This is a genomic window from Mycoplasmatota bacterium (genome assembly GCA_018394295.1).
Taxonomy (GTDB): domain Bacteria; phylum Bacillota_I; class Bacilli_A; order Haloplasmatales; family Haloplasmataceae; genus JAENYC01.
This window is the reverse complement of sequence record CP074573.1, coordinates 2,009,847-2,027,099: the sequence shown is the minus strand read 5'-3', so window position 1 is coordinate 2,027,099 and position 17,253 is coordinate 2,009,847. Positions and strand designations below refer to the sequence as shown.

Below are 17,253 nucleotides of genomic sequence, written 5' to 3'. Positions count from 1 at the left end.
TAATAATCAATTACAAATGAGTGATAGTATGTTATAGTAAAGTTGGTGATGGAAATGGATTACAAAGAACATATAGAAAAGGCCTTGTTTTATATAGAAAAACACTTATTTGAAAAACTAACAAATGAATTATGTGCTAAATCATGTGGGTACAGTGAGTATCACTTTTTAAGGATTTTCAAAGCAGTTACAGGATATACTCCAATGGATTATATTAGAAAAAGAAGATTAACTGAAGCTAGTAAATTACTACTTGAAACAGATATGTCTTTAGAAGAAATAGCATTTAATTCAGGATTCAATTCAATAGAGAATTTCATAAGAGTTTTTCATTCTGAACACAATGTAACTCCTGGATTATATCGCCAAACTAAAAGTAGTTTACATCTTCTTAATCCAATATTTATTACAACGAAAATTGAATTTAAACAACCTATTATTAAAAAAATGGATGAAATTACGATTATAGCGTACAGATTTAAAACTAATATGAGGGATAGACATTATGATATACCTAAATTTTGGAATAAATATCATAGTAAAAAAATGTATGATAATCTAACAAGATTAATAAATAAAAACAGAGTAGATATTGGTTATTGTAAAGTAATCAGTGATGAAGAAGTATATTATTATATTGGTGTTGAATCTGAATACAAGGATATAAGAAAATTGGATTTATTCACCTTGACGTTTCCGAAATCTATGTATGCTGTTTTCAAATCACCAAAAACTGATAAGTATAATTTTGTAGAGATGATTCATCAAACATGGAATTATATTTATGTGAAGTGGCTACCTGATTCTGATTTTATACAATCTAGTATTTATGCTTTTGAAAGTTATAATGAATCCAGTAGATCATATAGTGAAAAGATTTATATACCAATAAAAATGGAGGAATAATAATGAAAAAAAAGATTGATCTTTCATGGAAAGACAAGACAAACGCTCATTCTTTTGTTAGAGCATTGTATACATGTTTAAATCACTCAGGATATAAAACTAGTTTAGCAGAAGTTGCGGGAAGAAGTGGATTTGCATTTAGAATTATTACCGAAAAAAACCTATGCCCTAGTGCAATGAGTGTGTTTGATTGGGAATTATTACCTAAAGGTGCTATAAATTGTGGGTATGAAATTAAGTACACACAACGCTTATGGCATGAAGAACAATTAGAAAAACAAAGAAGAGATGAAGCGTTAGAACAAATAAAAAATGCCATAGATAATAATCAATCTGCTATTGTCTGGGATGTAGCAATTCCAGAATGGGAATTAATAACTGGATATGATGATGAATTAGAATTATTATTTGGTTTATCAATTGATGGTAGTGAAGTAACTCTAGAATATGGTAAATTAGGTAAAAGAGAAATACCAATTCTATCAGTTACAACAATTATTAAAGAGAATAATTTAACCAAAAAAGAATCCTTGCGAAATGTTCTTCAAACAATTTTGAATCATTATAACCAACTTGAGTTTTGTGAACAACCCAATTATCAAAATGGAAAACAAGCTTATTTACAATGGGCTAACGCTTTAGAGAATACTTCATTTGATTCTTGGGGAAATGAATACTACATAAAGACATATGAAAGTATGAGGAAATTAGCATATGAATATTTTTGTGAATTAAGTGAAAAATATAAGGTCTTAATTCAAGTTAAAAATATGTATGGAAAAGTACATGAAGAATTATATAATGCACTAAAAATATTTGAAGAAAAAGATTTATCACATGAAGAGGTTCGTAATGAATATAGGGCAAAATTGTTAAGAGCATCTGAGTTTGATTCGCAAGCAATTCATTTTATATATGAAATTCTAAACAAAAATATGATCTAAACACAGGTAATAAAAAAAAGAATAAAACACGTTAGTAAAAATACTGAAGAGCAAGATATAACTTGCTCTTTTAAAACTAGGTGAGAAAGTCCACTGTGGGGGTTCTCATCAACCAACCACTAAGGAAGCGAAAAGTATCCATCGTGAGGTGTGAACTGAAAGAAGCGTGGAATTCTTAATTACAATTTTGTGTATGTAAAGTTTATATTGACTAGTTATCATTTTTTCTTCTTATATAGTAAATTTTTGAAAATTTATAGCAATAAAATGTCAAAATATGGTAAAATATGTAAGAAAACATATAAATTATAAAAAAGGGGATTGAGATATGAAAGGTAAGGGTAAAATATTTGTTTTAATTTTTATTATGCAAATCACATTAGCATATTTGTTTACTTTATATTATGATAATAATTTTTTTGTAATTTCTATTATGTTAAGTTTAATAATTGAATTTATAATTATTATTGTCATTTTTATTGTATTAAATAGCATGAATAATAAGTATGTATCTAAATTAAATAATATTTATGATACAGTTTATGATCCAGTAAAAAGACTATATAATAAGTCAATATTAGTTAAAAAAAATTCTAAAAAATGGCGATTAATATTAGCCTTATATTGTTTTACTACAGTTTTTCCCTTAGCCACAGTATATTTTGAGCAGCATACAACTAAATCAATTAGTTCACCTAGAGATTTTTATAAAATACATAATAATTTAGATGGTAAGTATTATTTAACAAATGATATAGATTTAACTAACTATAGTTATAAAACAAATAATAAATGTGATATAAACAATAAATTTATTGGTTCTCTAGATGGAAAAGGTTATTCAATCAATAATTTACACCAAGAGTTATTTTATTGTGTTGGTAAAACTGGTCAAATAAGTAATTTAAGATTTATTAATGTAGATATAAATTCTAATACAGATAGAGTTGGTACAGTAACTAAAGTTAATTATGGTAGACTATTTAATATTGAAGTAGAAGGAAATGTTAAAGGTAATGATACTGTTGGTGGATTAGTTGGAGAAAATAGCGGTATAATCGAACTATCATCTTTTGCTGGACTAGTAGAAGGGCAGGATTATATAGGAGGGATTTCAGGAGAGAATCGTGGAAACATTACGAAGTTGTATGCTGTGGGGACAGTTAACGGTAATAATTATGTTGGAGGAATAGTAGGATATAACGTTTGTTTAAGATGTTTTATTTCAAATGCATATAGTAATTCTACTATTATTGGCAATAATTTGGTTGGAGGAATAGTTGGTAGAGGTATAATAAGAAACAGTTTTGTATTAGGTGATGTATATGTTAATCAAAATGAATTTTTGCCATCTGATAGATATAGTCCCTTTGATTTTACTTTAGGAAATATTTATAGCTATGGAAATTATGACTTAAGTAAAGGGTTTATATATAGTGGCAAAACTATTGAAAATTATGATATTCCAACTAGTAGTATTATAACTGAAAAAGAGTTACTAGATAAGAATTGGTATATCAATACACTTAATTATGATGAAAATATCTGGGATTTTAGCGTACTAGAAAATGGGTGCTTACCAATATTAAAAAATAAAGAGGGTCAAACGTTATATAAAATATCAGATAATAATTAAATAAGATAGTTCAAAATCCGTTATTAGAAATTACTAGTAGCGGATTTTATCTTTATATCAATTTTCACCTTTGCCCACCCTAGAGATGTATTTAAAGAAGCATTTTAACATAAACCAAAAAGAGTGAGAAGAAGTAATCTCACTGTATTTACGTTTTCATTAATAACAGAGATTGCTTATGAAGTAATATTAAAAGTATTGAAATAATACTGAAGAGCAAGAAATAACTTGCTCTTGTTAATCTTATTAATTCTATAATAAAACAAAATTTAATATAAAAAAAATGTTAGTTGGAAAAATTTAGTATATAGATGAAATTTATCTTTTTTTATTGAGAATAGTATATTATGAGTGAAAAAATCATCGCAATAAATAAATGAACATGTGAAGTAAATAATAGGATAGGTAAATTTCTCCATTTTTTCTTTTCTTTATAATTTAAAAAATCATCAAAAGTATGAATTGGACCAACATTTACATCATCTTTAAACCAAACTTTAGGTACGAAAAAAAATACTTGCTTTTTTGTTTTATGCCAACTATATCTAAATGTATCAAACACACCTAAATCTAATAATAACTTAAACAGTAATAGACTACTTGTTAAGCCTGAAATAATAAAATAACTATCGACAAATTTCTGCAAAGTTATTTCAATTTTTAGAGTAAAAACTAATGAAATGAACAATATAAATAATGAAAGAAATATGAATAAATTTCTTTTACTCATTTTATCACCTTAATTTCCTTTTTATATTTTCGAGTTATTAATAGTATAAATATATTTTAATCCATTATATCAATTTATCTAATATTTTGAATTAATTTTATAATTTCTCAGGATAAATTGTAGGTAATGATTTCTCTTTACTAGTATTAAAATATCTTGATGAAGCTAAAAAATATAAGGGAGGAACCTAAATTAATGAAAAAAATAATTGGTCTATTTACTGTATTATCTATTGTAGGTTTTTTCGCTGGATGTCGAAAAAGACCGGTAGATAGTGGCTTAAATGATGTCATGATCCAAGAAGTAGATGTACGTAAAGCTTTATCGATAGCGATTAACAAAGGATATTATACGGATGTATTATTAGCAAATGGTTCATTTCCAGCTGACTATTTTGTTCCATTTGATTTTTACTCATATAATGGAGTAGATTTTAGAGATGCATCAGCACAAAAATATCCAGAATTAGAAAGTAATGTTTATACCATGCCTGATGGATCGAAGGCACCAGCTGGTTTTAATCATTATGATGTGGTAAAAGCAAAAGAATTATGGGAAACTGCGAAAGAAAGACATGATATAGGGGATAAAACAGTAACCTTTAGATTGCTTGTTCATAGTTCTGAAGCATGGACACCATTATATGAACATATAAAAGCTGAAGTAGAAAAAAATCTACCAGGTGCTATTATTGATTTAAATGTGGTTACTTTTGGTGAAAAATTACAAATACAACAAACTGGTGATTTTGATATCATATTCTCAGGTTGGGGTCCAGATTATTCAGATCCGATAACATTTTTAGATTTATATCTATCTGATTCAGGACTAAATAATATTAAATATAATAATCCTACTTATGACAAATTAGTGAACGACGCTAAAACTGCAGTTATTACCGGAGAAGAAAGATTTAATGCTTTATTAGAAGCAGAAAAAATACTTGTGAATGATGATGTTGTTGTAATGCCAATATTTCAATCAAAGGCAGTTAGTTTAACTAATACAAAAATTGATAATCTATGGGGACAAAAAGTTGGTCCTGACTATTTCTATAAATGGGTTGTTTCAAACAAAATAAATGATGATGGTACATTTAATAAAACATTAAATTTATTAGGAACTTCAAATATTCCCGATTTAAAATCTTGGACAGCACAAGACCAAGTCTCATTTTTTACATTAGGATCTATTAATGAAGGATTAACTGTTTCTCATAATCCGAAAGGAGCAACACCTATTGTTGAAGGAGCAGCTGAAAATTGGGATAAAACTACAAATGAAGATGGAACAGTAACTTATACATTTCACTTAAGAAGAATGCCTTGGGTAACTTCAACTGGTGATGTTTATACTGTAGATGGACAACCACAATATGTTAAAGCACAAGATTTTGTATTTGGATGGCGGATGTTAGCAGATCCACGTGAGGCTAGTCCATATCAATATATGCTTGATACCATTGGTCTGGTAGGTTCTAGTGAAATTATGAAGTTAAGTCCTAATGATAGTACTGAAACCATTCAAACTGCTTTAGATAATATGGGGATTGAAGCGGTAGATGATAATACATTAAATGTGACTTTATCTCATGATTCAACGTATTTCTTAGGGTTAATGTCATTCCCATCGTTCTATCCAGTTAATGAGCAATTTTATAATGCTCAAGGAACTGATGAACAAGGTATGACTAAATATGCTACTTCACAACATCCAGAAACTGTATTATATAATGGCCCATTTTACTTTTCAACATGGAAAAATGATGACAAACATATCATTACAAAAAATACACATTATTGGGATGTAGAACAAGTAGATTTGAATCAAGTTGTGTGGTTAGTTAAACCAAATATTAATCCTGAAACTGAAGTGCAACTCTATCTACAAGGTCAAATTGATCGAGCTGTACTAAGAGATTCTGCAACTCAAGCAAGTTATGCAAGTCGTCCAGATGCTAAAATTGGAGGATCAACAACCGCTTGGTATTTAGAATTTAATGTAGCGAATCATTAATATTGATAATTAAATAGAACTTATTAAACTATAAGGGTAACTATGAGATGTTTGTCTTGTAGATACCCTTTTTTATAAATATCAAATTCTACTATGAAGGAGGAATCATATGATTAAATATATTTGGCATCGTGTTGTATTAATATTTATTTCATTAATCCTTATATTAACAATCAATTTCTTCTTTTTGTATTTAATGCCAGGTTCACCCTTTACTAACCCTAAATTATCACCTGCTCAACGTGAACGATTAGAAGAAAAGTATGGATTAAATGATCCTGTATTAGTTCAATATGGTCGATATATGTATAAAGTCACTAAATTGGATTTTGGTGGAACAATTGCGACGAATACGTATAAAGATATTTATCAAGATTACATAAAAGTTCGATTACCATTAACTGCTCAAATTGGAGCAACAGCACTAGTTATTGGTACATCGATAGGTATAATACTAGGTGCTTTATCAGCAATCAAAAGAAATTCAATCACAGATAATCTCCTGACGGCAATAGGGGTTTTGGGGATATCCATTCCATCTTTTGTTTTTGCAGCATTTCTGCAACAAATATTTGCGATTAATTATCATATTTTGCCGTTAACTTTTACTCGAGCTGATCCTAAGTTAGGTTATACCCTAGCAGACCAATACAAAGCATTAATCATGCCAGTACTTGCTTTATCAGTTGGTCCAATCGCCTCAATAATGCGTTATATGAGAACGGAATTAGTAGAAGTATTTAGTACGGATTATATTTTATTAGCTAGAGCTAAAGGATTGTCAAAAACAAGTGTAATTGTTAAACATGCTATTAGAAATGCCTTAATTCCTGTAATCACTATTTTAGGACCAATGTCAATAGGATTAATAACCGGAACGTTAGTCATTGAACAATTCTTTTCAATTCCTGGTTTAGCGATGAATTTAGTTAATTTCACTCAAAGTAAAGAAACCTATGCTACCTTAGGAATCAACTTTTTCTATAGTTTAATGTATGTGGTTGTCATTTTATTTGTCGATATCTTATATGGATTTATTGACCCACGTATCCGTTTAGCTAAAAATAATAGAGAAGGATTTATTATAAAATCGATTAAGAAATTTATATTAAAATTTAGAACAAGATTAAATTGGGGTGAATAATAATGGAAAATTCAATTTCTGGAAGTCAACCAAAATTAGATCGTAAAAAATTTAAAATTGTAAAAAATAAATCGATTGAGTCAGAAAAGATCATTGGAAAAAGTTTAGGTTATTGGAAAGACTCTTTACGACGATTAATTCATAATAAAATTGCCTCATTTTGTTTAGCAACTCTAGTATTGTTATATATTCTCTCTTGGGGAATCACCCTAGTTTCAAAAACTTCAACTATTATTGAACCACAAATACCATATCCCAATAATCCAAGTGTGATGGTAGAAAAACGTTACTTGACAAGTTTACCTCCTCGAATTAAGGGACTTGAATGGATTGGTTGGTTTAATGGAAAGATAGATGTAACGATTGCGAGAAGAAATTTAACCAATCCTGCAACTTCATGGAAATATAAAGAAGGAACTTATACAATTAAGTCATGTGAAATAGATAAGCAGGGAATTGAAATGTGTAAAATTTCTCATGACATGTATGCACAAAATAATGTAAAGTTCTTATATTTTCCATTTGGAACAGATGATGGTGCCCGTGACCAGTGGATTCGGGTTTGGTATGGGGTTAGAAATTCAATATCAATTGGGATATTAGTCGCAATCTTTGACATTGTTGTTGGTACATTGTATGGGGCTATTGCTGGTTTTTATGGTGGAACTAAAATTGATAATGTGATGATGCGTTTTGCAGAAATCTATGGAAGTATTCCAAGTATTGTATTATTAATTTTACTTGCATCTATTTTAGGACGAGGATTTTGGACGATGGTTATTGCGATGGTATTAACAGGTTGGATAAATGTCGCCATGATGATTCGAGCGCAGTTTTTGAGATATCGTGATCACGATTTTGTATTAGCCTCTAAAACAGTGGGAGCGAGTAATCGACGTTTAATCTTTAAGCATATTTTACCTAATGTAATTAGTCAATTAGTAATATTAGCTGCATTTGATATACCAGCTGCAATTTTCTATGAAGCAACCTTATCATTTATTGGTTTAGGACTTCCTGTAAATCAACCTTCATTAGGGAATTTAATCACAAGAGGAATTTCACAACGTGTTATGTTACCATACATGCTATGGATTCCAACCATCATTTTATCATTAATCTTGTTAGCAATTAATTTATTAGCTAATGGCTTAAGAGATTCGTTTGATCCAAGATTAAGAGGACGATAGGAAGGTGATAACATGGAAAAAATATTAGAGGTAAATGATTTAAATGTTATTTTTGAAACGCATGCAGGTAGAGTTCATGCCATAAGAGATATTAGTTTTGATTTGTATCGAGGAGAAACACTTGCGATTGTTGGTGAGTCCGGGTCTGGCAAATCAGTCACATCAAAAGCAATTATGCAGTTATTAGCTGAAAATGGAGAGATTATTAGTGGTGAAATCCTATATAAAAAATTAAGTGGAGAAGTCATTGATATCGCACAATTAAAAGATTCACAAATGCATCATATTCGTGGACGAGAAATAGCGATGGTTTTTCAAGACCCTATGACTTCACTTAACCCAACGATGACAATAGGAAAACAAATTATGGAACCACTCATTAAGCATCAAATGTTTTATACACCAAAGAGTATTAAAACAGAAAAAGAAAGAACGATTAAAGAATTAAATTCAAATATTAAACGATTAGAAAATGATCTAGAAAATACAAAAGACGAAGATATGATAAAAAAATTAAAAGGCTTGATTGATAAAAACAATAAATTAATTAAAAACGCATTAGAAAAAGAAAAAGCAGATTTAGAAAAATATCAAAAAATAGAGAAAGAAAAAATCATACAAAAAGAAGCACTTCAAAAAGAGAAAGCATCCCTTATTCAAGAGATAAAAGGATATAGTAAAAATCAAGAGAAGAGAAAAGAGTTACGGAAACGTCTTAGTATTATTAAACATAAATTAAAAGAATTAACTTATGATGAAGTGTACAAAAAGGCAATTGAGTTAATTCGTTTGGTTGGAATTGATCGACCTGAAAAAAGGATGAAACAATATCCACATCAATTCTCTGGTGGAATGCGACAACGAATTGTTATTGCGATAGCACTTGCTTGTAATCCAAATATTTTAATATGTGATGAACCAACCACTGCCTTAGATGTAACCATTCAGGCACAAATAATTGAATTAATAAAAGATCTACAACAAAAAACAGGTTGTGCAGTCATATTTATCACCCATGATTTAGGAGTCGTCGCTAATATAGCGAATCGTATCGCTGTTATGTACGCTGGGAAAATATGCGAGATTGGTACATCAAGGGATGTTTTTTATGAACCAGCCCATCCTTATACTTGGGGATTACTTGCCTCAAAACCTGATAAAGATGATTTAAAAGAACGATTATATTCAATCCCTGGAACACCACCTAATTTATTATATCCACCTAAAGGTGATGCATTTGCCCTTCGTAGTGATTATGCGATGGAAATAGATTTTGAAGAACAACCACCTTTGTTTAAAATAAGCGATACACATTATGCAGCAACTTGGTTACTCCATGAATATGCTCCAAAAGTTGAAATGCCAAATGTAATTAAAAAACGCTATGCGAAAAAAGGAGTGGCGATTCGTGAATGAAAATAGAGAAGTTTTATTAGAAGTTAAGAATTTAAAACAGTATTTTCATATCGGTGGTGGATCAGTTGTAAAAGCAGTAGATGATGTATCATTTGAAATCTATAAAGGAGAAACCTTTGGATTAGTTGGTGAATCAGGAAGTGGTAAATCAACAACAGGTAGAAGTATTATTAGGTTATATGAGCCAACAGGTGGAGAAATCTTTTATAAAGGGGAACGGATTGCCGTTGGTCATATGTCTATTGATGGATGGAAAAAAGATATATTAAAAATGAAAAAAGGGCAATCAGAAGAAAGTGATCAAATGACTGATTTAAAAGAATTAATAAAAACCGCTAAACATGATAATATTGTAAAATCTGATCTGAGAAAATCTATGCAGATGATTTTTCAGGACCCAATGGCTAGCTTGAACCCAAGATTAAGAGTGGTAGACATTGTTGCAGAAGGAATAGATGTTCATCATTTAATCGATACAAAGGGTTTATCTAATAAAGCAAGATTAGATAAGCGGGAAGAAAAAGTATTTAAATTACTTGAAAAAGTAGGGTTAAGTAGAGACCATGCTGGTCGTTATCCGCATGAGTTTTCTGGTGGACAACGTCAACGAATTGGGATAGCGAGAGCTTTAATTACTAATCCTGACTTTATTATCGCTGATGAACCGATTTCAGCATTAGATGTTTCAATTCAAGCTCAAGTCGTTAACTTATTAAATGATTTAAAAGAAGAATTTGGCTTAACTTATTTATTTATTGCCCATGATTTATCGATGGTAAAATATATATCAGATAGAATTGGCGTAATGCACCTAGGAAAATTAGTTGAATTAGGTACTTCAGATCATATTAATGATAACCCATTTCATCCTTATACTAAATCATTATTATCAGCGATTCCACTTCCAGACCCTGATTATGAACAAAGTAGAACTCGGATTCATTATGATAAAAATAAAGTCGATTATAATAAAGGGCAGTGGATTGAAGTTGAACCTAATCATTTTGTTCTTGGTACAGTAGAAGAAGTAGAAGAATGGAAAAAGAGTGGTCATTAATAATATAAATGAAGGAATTTATTAATTGAATTCCTTTTTTTGATAATTTAGGAATAAATATTAGATAAAATAGTATGATATACTAAGTAAATTTGGAGGTGATGTGTTGTGATTAAGTTATTTAAATGGCTTTATGCCAATAAAATAACCTTAACTGGTTTTTTGGCACTTATTTTTTATGTCCTAGATGAGATATTTGATTTTTCTGGAAGTATGGATATTTCACAAGAAGCGTATTATGGAATCGCATCATTAATTTTTATTATCGTAGGATTTGCGATTAAGGGAAGAGGTATAGAATCAATTGATCATTTTAAAGAAGCAATAGAAATGCAAAAGAAGTTAAAAGAAAGTAAAACATTACAGGAAAAGGTTGAAATATTATCTAATATCATCGATGATGATCAACCAAAAGATAAATAATTTTCATTTTAAAAAGGAGGGAATTTCCCTCCTTTTGACAATCTATATATTATCCATTAACTAAATTAAATTCTTTTAATTCTTCATCATCTTTCGCGTTATGAAGTTGATAATAAATCCCATGTTGTTCTAATAATTGATCATGTGTTCCTTGTTCAATTATCTTACCGTGATTCATGACAATAATTAAATCACTATGTCTTATCGTTGATAAACGATGTGCAATCACAAAACTTGTTTTATCTGTGGTTAAATTATCAATCGCTTTTTGGATGTTCATTTCAGTAATCGTATCAACGCTACTTGTCGCTTCATCAAGGATTAAAATATCAGAATTTTTAAGAATTGTACGTGCAATAGATAGAAGTTGACGTTGACCATAACTGATATTAGAACCATTTCTTGAAAGAACGGTATTATATTGATTTGGTAACTCCATAATAAATTCATGACAATTAGCTAATTTACAAGCTTCTATAATCTCTTCATCAGTTGCATCTAGTTTTCCAAAACGAATATTGTTATAGATGGTATCTGAGAAGAGGTTGGTATCTTGTAAAACAATACCAACATGATTTAATAAGCTTTCTTGAGTAATCTTTTTTATATTGATTCCATCAATTAAGATTTCTCCCTCATTAATGTCATAAAAACGGGTAACAAGATTTATAATCGTTGTCTTTCCAGCACCAGTATGACCTACTAATGCAATTTTCATGCCAGGTTTAGCGTCAATTGAGACATCTTTTAAAACAGGTGTATCTTCTAAATAACCAAAGGAAACATGATCTAATACAACATGACCTTTCGTTTCATCTAGTACAATTCCATTTTCTGCATCTTGAATAAGGGTTTGGTCATCTAAAATATCAAAAATACGTTCTGCTCCTGATAAAGCATTTTGAATATCAGTGTACATATTGGCTAAATTATTAATTTGAGCACCAAAACGATTTGCTAGGGTAAGGAAAACTGCGATTGTCCCAATAGTTACCGTTTCATCTCCGTTAATTGCTAGGATTGCTCCTGCTGTAATAATAATGATATAACGTAGACGATTTAAAAAGCCAATGACAGGATTCATTAAACTCGCAAAAGTCAGAGCACTAATGGTTATTTTTTTTACACGTCTACTTTCAGTCGAAAATTCTTTGATGATTTCATCTTCTTGACAAAATGATTGAATAACTTTTGCCCCATTAATTTGTTCTGCCACAAATCCATTTAAAGCACCATTTTCATAGCGCATACGTCTAAATCTTTTTCTAGATGCCTTTGAAACATTTTTTGCTGCGAAATAGATAAGGGGAATGGTTATTAAAGCAACAATTGTTAATTTCCAACTCATCCATAACATTAATGAGATGGTTAGTATTAAAGTCATCATACTTGATATAAATGAGATAAAAGTTTGTGTCATTGTATTACTAATATTATCTACATCATTTGTGATACGAATCATTAAGTCACCATCTCGATTCCTATCAAAGAAACTGATGGCTAGAGATTGTAATTTCGTAAAAATATTTTTACGCATCCGTTTTAATGTTCTTTGTGTAATCCCAATCATTAGATATGAACTTAAGAAAGTAGTGATTATCTCAAATACAAATAATAAAGCAAGTATGAGGATATAAAATGAAAAACCATCTGATAAACCTTTTTTTATAAAGTCATCAATAAGGACTCGTTTAACTTGTTCTCCACTTAAAGAGACAATAATTGAAATAAAAATTAGAGAGATGACAATAGAAAGCCATTTTTTTTCATTATATAAATATTTAACAACCCGTAATGTAGTTGCCAATCCATTTTCTGGTTTGCTATTGCGTTTTCTGTAGGTAGACCGCTTATATAGATCGATTCTTGATTTATGATTGATAAGTTCTTCTTTTTTATTTTGTTTACTCAACCTTCATACCCCCCATTTGAGTTTTATAGATGGACTGATAAAGTTTATTATTATGAAGTAGTTCATTATGTGTTCCCATACCAGTTACACTACCATTTTCTAAAACTAATATTTTATCCGCATTCATCACTGAACGGATTCTTTGGGCAATTATGATTGTTGTAGATTTATTTAAGTTATTATTTAATGACTTTAATATTTTTCGTTCTGTTGTCATATCAACAGCACTTGTACTATCATCAAAAATCAAAATTTTAGGATCAGTGATGATAGACCTAGACATACTTAGTCGTTGTTTTTGTCCACCAGATAAATTAATACCACGCTCCCCTAAAATGGTATTGTAGCCATCTGAAAATGAGGTAATAAACTCATAAGCCTCTGCGTTTTTAGAAGCAAAATATACTTCTTCTTCATCTTTTTCCATCGCACCGAATTTGATATTATCTTCTATTGAACCAGCAAAAAGGAGCGCTTTTTGCATTACAGTACTAATTTGACTCCGTAATGTATGAAGGTCATATTCTTTCACATTAATACCATCAACTAGTACTTCACCCTCTATAACATCATAAAAGCGTGGGATTAAACTAATCAGAGAAGTCTTACCAGATCCTGTTGTACCAAGAATTCCCAGTTTTTCACCTGCTTCAAGCTTAAACGAAACATTATTTAAGATAGGTTTTTGTCCTTTATAAGCAAAAGTGACATTTCTAAATTCTATTTCTCCTTTAATATCAACATCTTTAATTGGTGTTTCTATTTCATTTAGTTCAGAATTGACTTCGAATAGTTCGACGAGTCGCGAGGATGAGGCACCAGCTCGAGGAATCATTCGAATAAGACCATTAATCATGCTTAATGCCATATTGATTTGACCTAGATAACCGAGAAAAGCAATGATATTTCCAGCATCATATTTTTGGTTGATTACATCTAAACCACCAATATATAAGACAGCGACGATACACATATTCATGACAAACATGAAAATTGGTGAATTAAATGAAGTAATCACATTTGCCTTGATGGTTGAGTTTTGTAATTCATCAATATATTGATCGAAATTATCATTGACAAACTTTGAACGATTAAATGCTTTTACAACACGGATATTTTCTAAATTTTCTTGTGTATAAGTATTGATATTTTCTAATTTTTCTTGTACTTCACGATATTTAGGATAAGACTTTTTAACAATAAAATAGTTTGAAAGAAAAATAATTGGTATTGCGAAAATTAACGTAATAGCTAATTTAGGACTCAAAGTAATTATCATAAATATGGAACCAAAGATTAAGTAAGGGGCCCTGAAAATCGTTCTTAGAAAATTTCTTGTCATCCAGCGCAACATATTGGTATCTGAAGTTACACGTGTGATTACTTTACCAATTTTAAATTCATCTAAATTAGTAAATGACATATTTAAAGATTTTTTAAATGTTTCAATTCGTAAATCATTTGCCATTTCATTACTAGCCCAATTGGCAAAGAAATTACTTAAAAAAGCAAAAAGAACACTTAAGACGGTATATAAAAGCATCATTAGGCTCATATAACCAACTTTTGTAAGGTTTTTTTCTGTAATCCCTACATCAATTATTTGTCCAGATGTTTTAGGGATTAATAGTAAAAAAGTGACTTCTCCAATTAAAAATATTGGAGCAAGGATCGCAATGTACCAGTATGGTTTTAAGTATCTCAGTATTTTAAAATAATTCTTCATAACACAACTCCTCAATACAACTGCATTTATTATTTACTGATTTATATTATTTTAGCACTATTATTTATTAAGTCAAGTTTATTATAAAACAAAAATAATCTGTATTTAGATCAAATTGAACACAGATTTTTTTGTAAAATTATAATATTTTTTTCATACTGTAGTTGTTAAATCCTTTTGGTAAATTTTTATTAACACCAAAGACTTCATAACCTAATTTTTCATAAAATGGTTTTGCCTGAAAATCAGTTGTCCCTAAAAAGGCTTGGTTTATTTTCATATCTAAGGCATAATTTTCAGCCTTAGTTACTAATTGTTTCCCTAATTTTTTCTTTCTATAATCCTCATGTACCCATAAAGTACTTATATATAAATAATCATAACCAATATAACCAACTAAACCACCGATTAATTTTCTGTTTTCATTTTTCGCAATAATGTAAACAAATTCAAAAAAATGTTTTCCTACTAATGCCTCTTTTTCATGGGCTAGTTGTTCTTGAAATTGATCTGTTTCAATTTTACTTGGAGTTTTAACTAAACTAATTTCATTCGGAATGTTTATTTCTTTTAGGATATTATTCCTTAAATGTTTTTCTAAAAAGTTATATCGGTGCCCAATTGGACGGTCATCTAAATATCCATAAACCTGATACCCTCTATTAATAAGGAAATCTTTCAGTTTTTCATCAATTGCATGAATTGTCATATAATTAATATCGTGTTCTAAGGTGATTTTTTCAGCTTGATTAAGTAAATATTTTCCTAAACCTTGATTACGGTAAGCCTCATCAACCCAATAATCATTTACAAATAAACAATCCCAAGTTAATGCACCAAATAATCCACCAACTACGACTTCTTTATCTTTCAAAATGAGTTTTACATAACTAACATCATAATGACCTGTAAACTTTTCATTGTGTTTTACCAATCCATCAATGATCGTTTTTTTATCTTCTTCATTCAAATCATTTGTATGTGTAATTGTAATCATACTATCCCCTCCAAAGATTACTTTATCAATTAATTAATAAAATGTAAAGTTAATATTCAATAAAATTATCCAATTAGGTCTTAATCTTTTGGATGAAAACATTGGTACTAATACTTCATCAACACTCCATGCATACAATCATCATTCATATATTAAGTCAAGTTTATCATAAATAAAAAAATCTGTATTTAGATTAAATTAAAATACAGATTTTTTAAAAAGTTATAGAACTTTATTCATACAGTAGTCGTTAAATCCTTTTGGTAAATCTTCGCTAACAGCAAAGACTTTATAACCCAATTTTTCATAAAATGGTCTTGCTTGAAAATCAGTAGTACCTAGATAGATTTGCTTAATCCCTTTTTCTAAAGCATGTTTTTCAGCCTTAGTCATTAATTTTTTCCCTAAATTATTCTTTCTATAATCATCGTGTACCCATAAAGTTCCAATGTATAAACAATCATACTCTATATTACCAATTAAGCCACCAATTATTTCTTCGTTTTCATTTCTAGCAGTAACATAAACCTTTTCAACTGAATGTTGTCCTATTAATGCCTCTTTAGTTTGTTTTAGTTTTTCTTGAAATTGAGCAGTTTCACCCTTATTAGGATTTTTATTTAAAATGATGTTTTTAGGACAGTCAATCGTTTCTATTGAATCATCACTTAAACGTTTATCTAGAAGATAATATTGATGTCCCATTGGACGGTTATTTAAATAACCATACACCTGATATCCTCTATCAATGAAATAATCTTTTAATTTTTCATCAAATGCATCAAATGTTATATAATCAATTTGATGTTCTAAAGTGATTTTTTCAGCCTGATTGATTAAGTACTTTCCTAAACCTTGATTACGATAAGCATCATCAACCCAATAATCATCCACAAATAAACAGTCCCAAATAAAAACACCATATAACCCACCAACGATGACCTCTTTCTCTTTTAAAATGAGTTTTATATAACTAACCTCATAATGACCAGTAAATGTTTCATTATATTTTACTAATCCATCAATAATTGTCTTTTTATCTTCCTCTTGCAAAGAATTTGTCTGCGTAATTGTTATCATACCATCCCCTCCAAGATTACTTTATCAATGAATTAATTAAATGTAAAGTCAATAATCGATAATATTCTTAATATAT

14 protein-coding genes are annotated in these 17,253 nt (G+C 29.4%); 9 read left to right on the top strand and 5 right to left on the bottom strand.

The annotated features are described in order from the left end of the window. The first annotated feature begins 54 nt into the window (after window positions 1-54). From KHQ81_09345 to KHQ81_09335, 3 genes are all read left to right on the top strand, one after another. Entirely contained in the window at window positions 55-906 is an 852-nt protein-coding gene (locus KHQ81_09345) for an AraC family transcriptional regulator (GenBank protein ID QVK17092.1), read from the top strand. A 2-nt stretch (window positions 907-908) separates the two neighbouring features. Beyond that, window positions 909-1,850: a hypothetical protein gene (locus KHQ81_09340; GenBank protein QVK17091.1), complete on the top strand. Its 942-nt coding sequence runs from the start codon at window positions 909-911 to the stop codon at window positions 1,848-1,850. Between the two features lie 328 nt (window positions 1,851-2,178). Next, on the top strand, window positions 2,179-3,486 hold the full coding sequence (locus KHQ81_09335) for a hypothetical protein (protein QVK17090.1): 1,308 nt from the start codon (window positions 2,179-2,181) through the stop codon (window positions 3,484-3,486). Window positions 3,487-3,814: 328 nt separating this feature from the next. Here the strand turns inward: KHQ81_09335 and KHQ81_09330 are convergent, their stop codons facing one another. Continuing rightward, complete coding sequence (locus tag KHQ81_09330; GenBank protein ID QVK17089.1) at window positions 3,815-4,216, bottom strand: DUF3899 domain-containing protein; 402 nt, start codon at window positions 4,214-4,216, stop codon at window positions 3,815-3,817. A 195-nt stretch (window positions 4,217-4,411) separates the two neighbouring features. Between KHQ81_09330 and KHQ81_09325 the strand changes: the two genes are divergently transcribed. From KHQ81_09325 to KHQ81_09300, 6 genes are all read left to right on the top strand, one after another. Beyond that, window positions 4,412-6,232 carry a hypothetical protein gene (locus tag KHQ81_09325; GenBank protein QVK17088.1) on the top strand — a complete coding sequence of 607 codons (1,821 nt, stop codon included), beginning with the start codon at window positions 4,412-4,414 and terminating at the stop codon, window positions 6,230-6,232. A gap of 109 nt (window positions 6,233-6,341) precedes the next feature. Beyond that, window positions 6,342-7,376: an ABC transporter permease gene (locus KHQ81_09320; GenBank protein QVK17087.1), complete on the top strand. Its 1,035-nt coding sequence runs from the start codon at window positions 6,342-6,344 to the stop codon at window positions 7,374-7,376. Between the two features lie 2 nt (window positions 7,377-7,378). Next, window positions 7,379-8,566: an ABC transporter permease gene (locus KHQ81_09315; GenBank protein ID QVK17086.1), complete on the top strand. Its 1,188-nt coding sequence runs from the start codon at window positions 7,379-7,381 to the stop codon at window positions 8,564-8,566. A 12-nt stretch (window positions 8,567-8,578) separates the two neighbouring features. Then, the gene (locus tag KHQ81_09310; GenBank protein ID QVK17085.1) at window positions 8,579-9,982 is read left to right on the top strand and encodes an ATP-binding cassette domain-containing protein; all 1,404 of its coding nucleotides are present in this window, start codon (window positions 8,579-8,581) and stop codon (window positions 9,980-9,982) included. Further along, window positions 9,951-11,039 carry an ATP-binding cassette domain-containing protein gene (locus KHQ81_09305; protein ID QVK17084.1) on the top strand — a complete coding sequence of 363 codons (1,089 nt, stop codon included), beginning with the start codon at window positions 9,951-9,953 and terminating at the stop codon, window positions 11,037-11,039. Before KHQ81_09310 ends, KHQ81_09305 begins: the two co-directional genes overlap by 32 nt. Window positions 11,040-11,147: 108 nt before the next feature. Further along, the gene (locus KHQ81_09300) at window positions 11,148-11,462 is read left to right on the top strand and encodes a hypothetical protein (protein QVK17083.1); all 315 of its coding nucleotides are present in this window, start codon (window positions 11,148-11,150) and stop codon (window positions 11,460-11,462) included. 49 nt (window positions 11,463-11,511) lie between these two features. Here KHQ81_09300 and KHQ81_09295 read toward each other — a convergent pair whose 3' ends face one another. From KHQ81_09295 to KHQ81_09280, 4 genes are all read right to left on the bottom strand, one after another. Continuing rightward, window positions 11,512-13,374, bottom strand: a complete 1,863-nt coding sequence (locus KHQ81_09295) for an ABC transporter ATP-binding protein (protein QVK17082.1) — start codon at window positions 13,372-13,374, stop codon at window positions 11,512-11,514. Continuing rightward, on the bottom strand, window positions 13,367-15,100 hold the full coding sequence (locus KHQ81_09290; protein QVK17081.1) for an ABC transporter ATP-binding protein: 1,734 nt from the start codon (window positions 15,098-15,100) through the stop codon (window positions 13,367-13,369). The genes KHQ81_09295 and KHQ81_09290 overlap by 8 nt, the downstream gene beginning before the upstream one ends. 139 nt (window positions 15,101-15,239) lie before the next feature. After that, a complete protein-coding gene (locus tag KHQ81_09285; GenBank protein QVK17080.1) occupies window positions 15,240-16,097 on the bottom strand; it encodes a GNAT family N-acetyltransferase in 858 nt (285 codons plus the stop codon). Window positions 16,098-16,319: 222 nt separating this feature from the next. Beyond that, window positions 16,320-17,177: a GNAT family N-acetyltransferase gene (locus tag KHQ81_09280; GenBank protein QVK17079.1), complete on the bottom strand. Its 858-nt coding sequence runs from the start codon at window positions 17,175-17,177 to the stop codon at window positions 16,320-16,322. Window positions 17,178-17,253: the final 76 nt, after the last annotated feature.

Bases quoted from the DNA above. Each gene is read 5' to 3' on its own strand.
- KHQ81_09345 (QVK17092.1), top strand. From the start codon at position 55: ATGGATTACAAAGAACATATAGAAAAGGCCTTGTTTTATATAGAAAAA.
- KHQ81_09340 (QVK17091.1), top strand. From the start codon at position 909: ATGAAAAAAAAGATTGATCTTTCATGGAAAGACAAGACAAACGCTCAT.
- KHQ81_09335 (QVK17090.1), top strand. From the start codon at position 2,179: ATGAAAGGTAAGGGTAAAATATTTGTTTTAATTTTTATTATGCAAATC.
- KHQ81_09330 (QVK17089.1), bottom strand. From the start codon at position 4,216: ATGAGTAAAAGAAATTTATTCATATTTCTTTCATTATTTATATTGTTC.
- KHQ81_09325 (QVK17088.1), top strand. From the start codon at position 4,412: ATGAAAAAAATAATTGGTCTATTTACTGTATTATCTATTGTAGGTTTT.
- KHQ81_09320 (QVK17087.1), top strand. From the start codon at position 6,342: ATGATTAAATATATTTGGCATCGTGTTGTATTAATATTTATTTCATTA.
- KHQ81_09315 (QVK17086.1), top strand. From the start codon at position 7,379: ATGGAAAATTCAATTTCTGGAAGTCAACCAAAATTAGATCGTAAAAAA.
- KHQ81_09310 (QVK17085.1), top strand. From the start codon at position 8,579: ATGGAAAAAATATTAGAGGTAAATGATTTAAATGTTATTTTTGAAACG.
- KHQ81_09305 (QVK17084.1), top strand. From the start codon at position 9,951: ATGCGAAAAAAGGAGTGGCGATTCGTGAATGAAAATAGAGAAGTTTTA.
- KHQ81_09290 (QVK17081.1), bottom strand. From the start codon at position 15,100: ATGAAGAATTATTTTAAAATACTGAGATACTTAAAACCATACTGGTAC.
- KHQ81_09285 (QVK17080.1), bottom strand. From the start codon at position 16,097: ATGATTACAATTACACATACAAATGATTTGAATGAAGAAGATAAAAAA.
- KHQ81_09280 (QVK17079.1), bottom strand. From the start codon at position 17,177: ATGATAACAATTACGCAGACAAATTCTTTGCAAGAGGAAGATAAAAAG.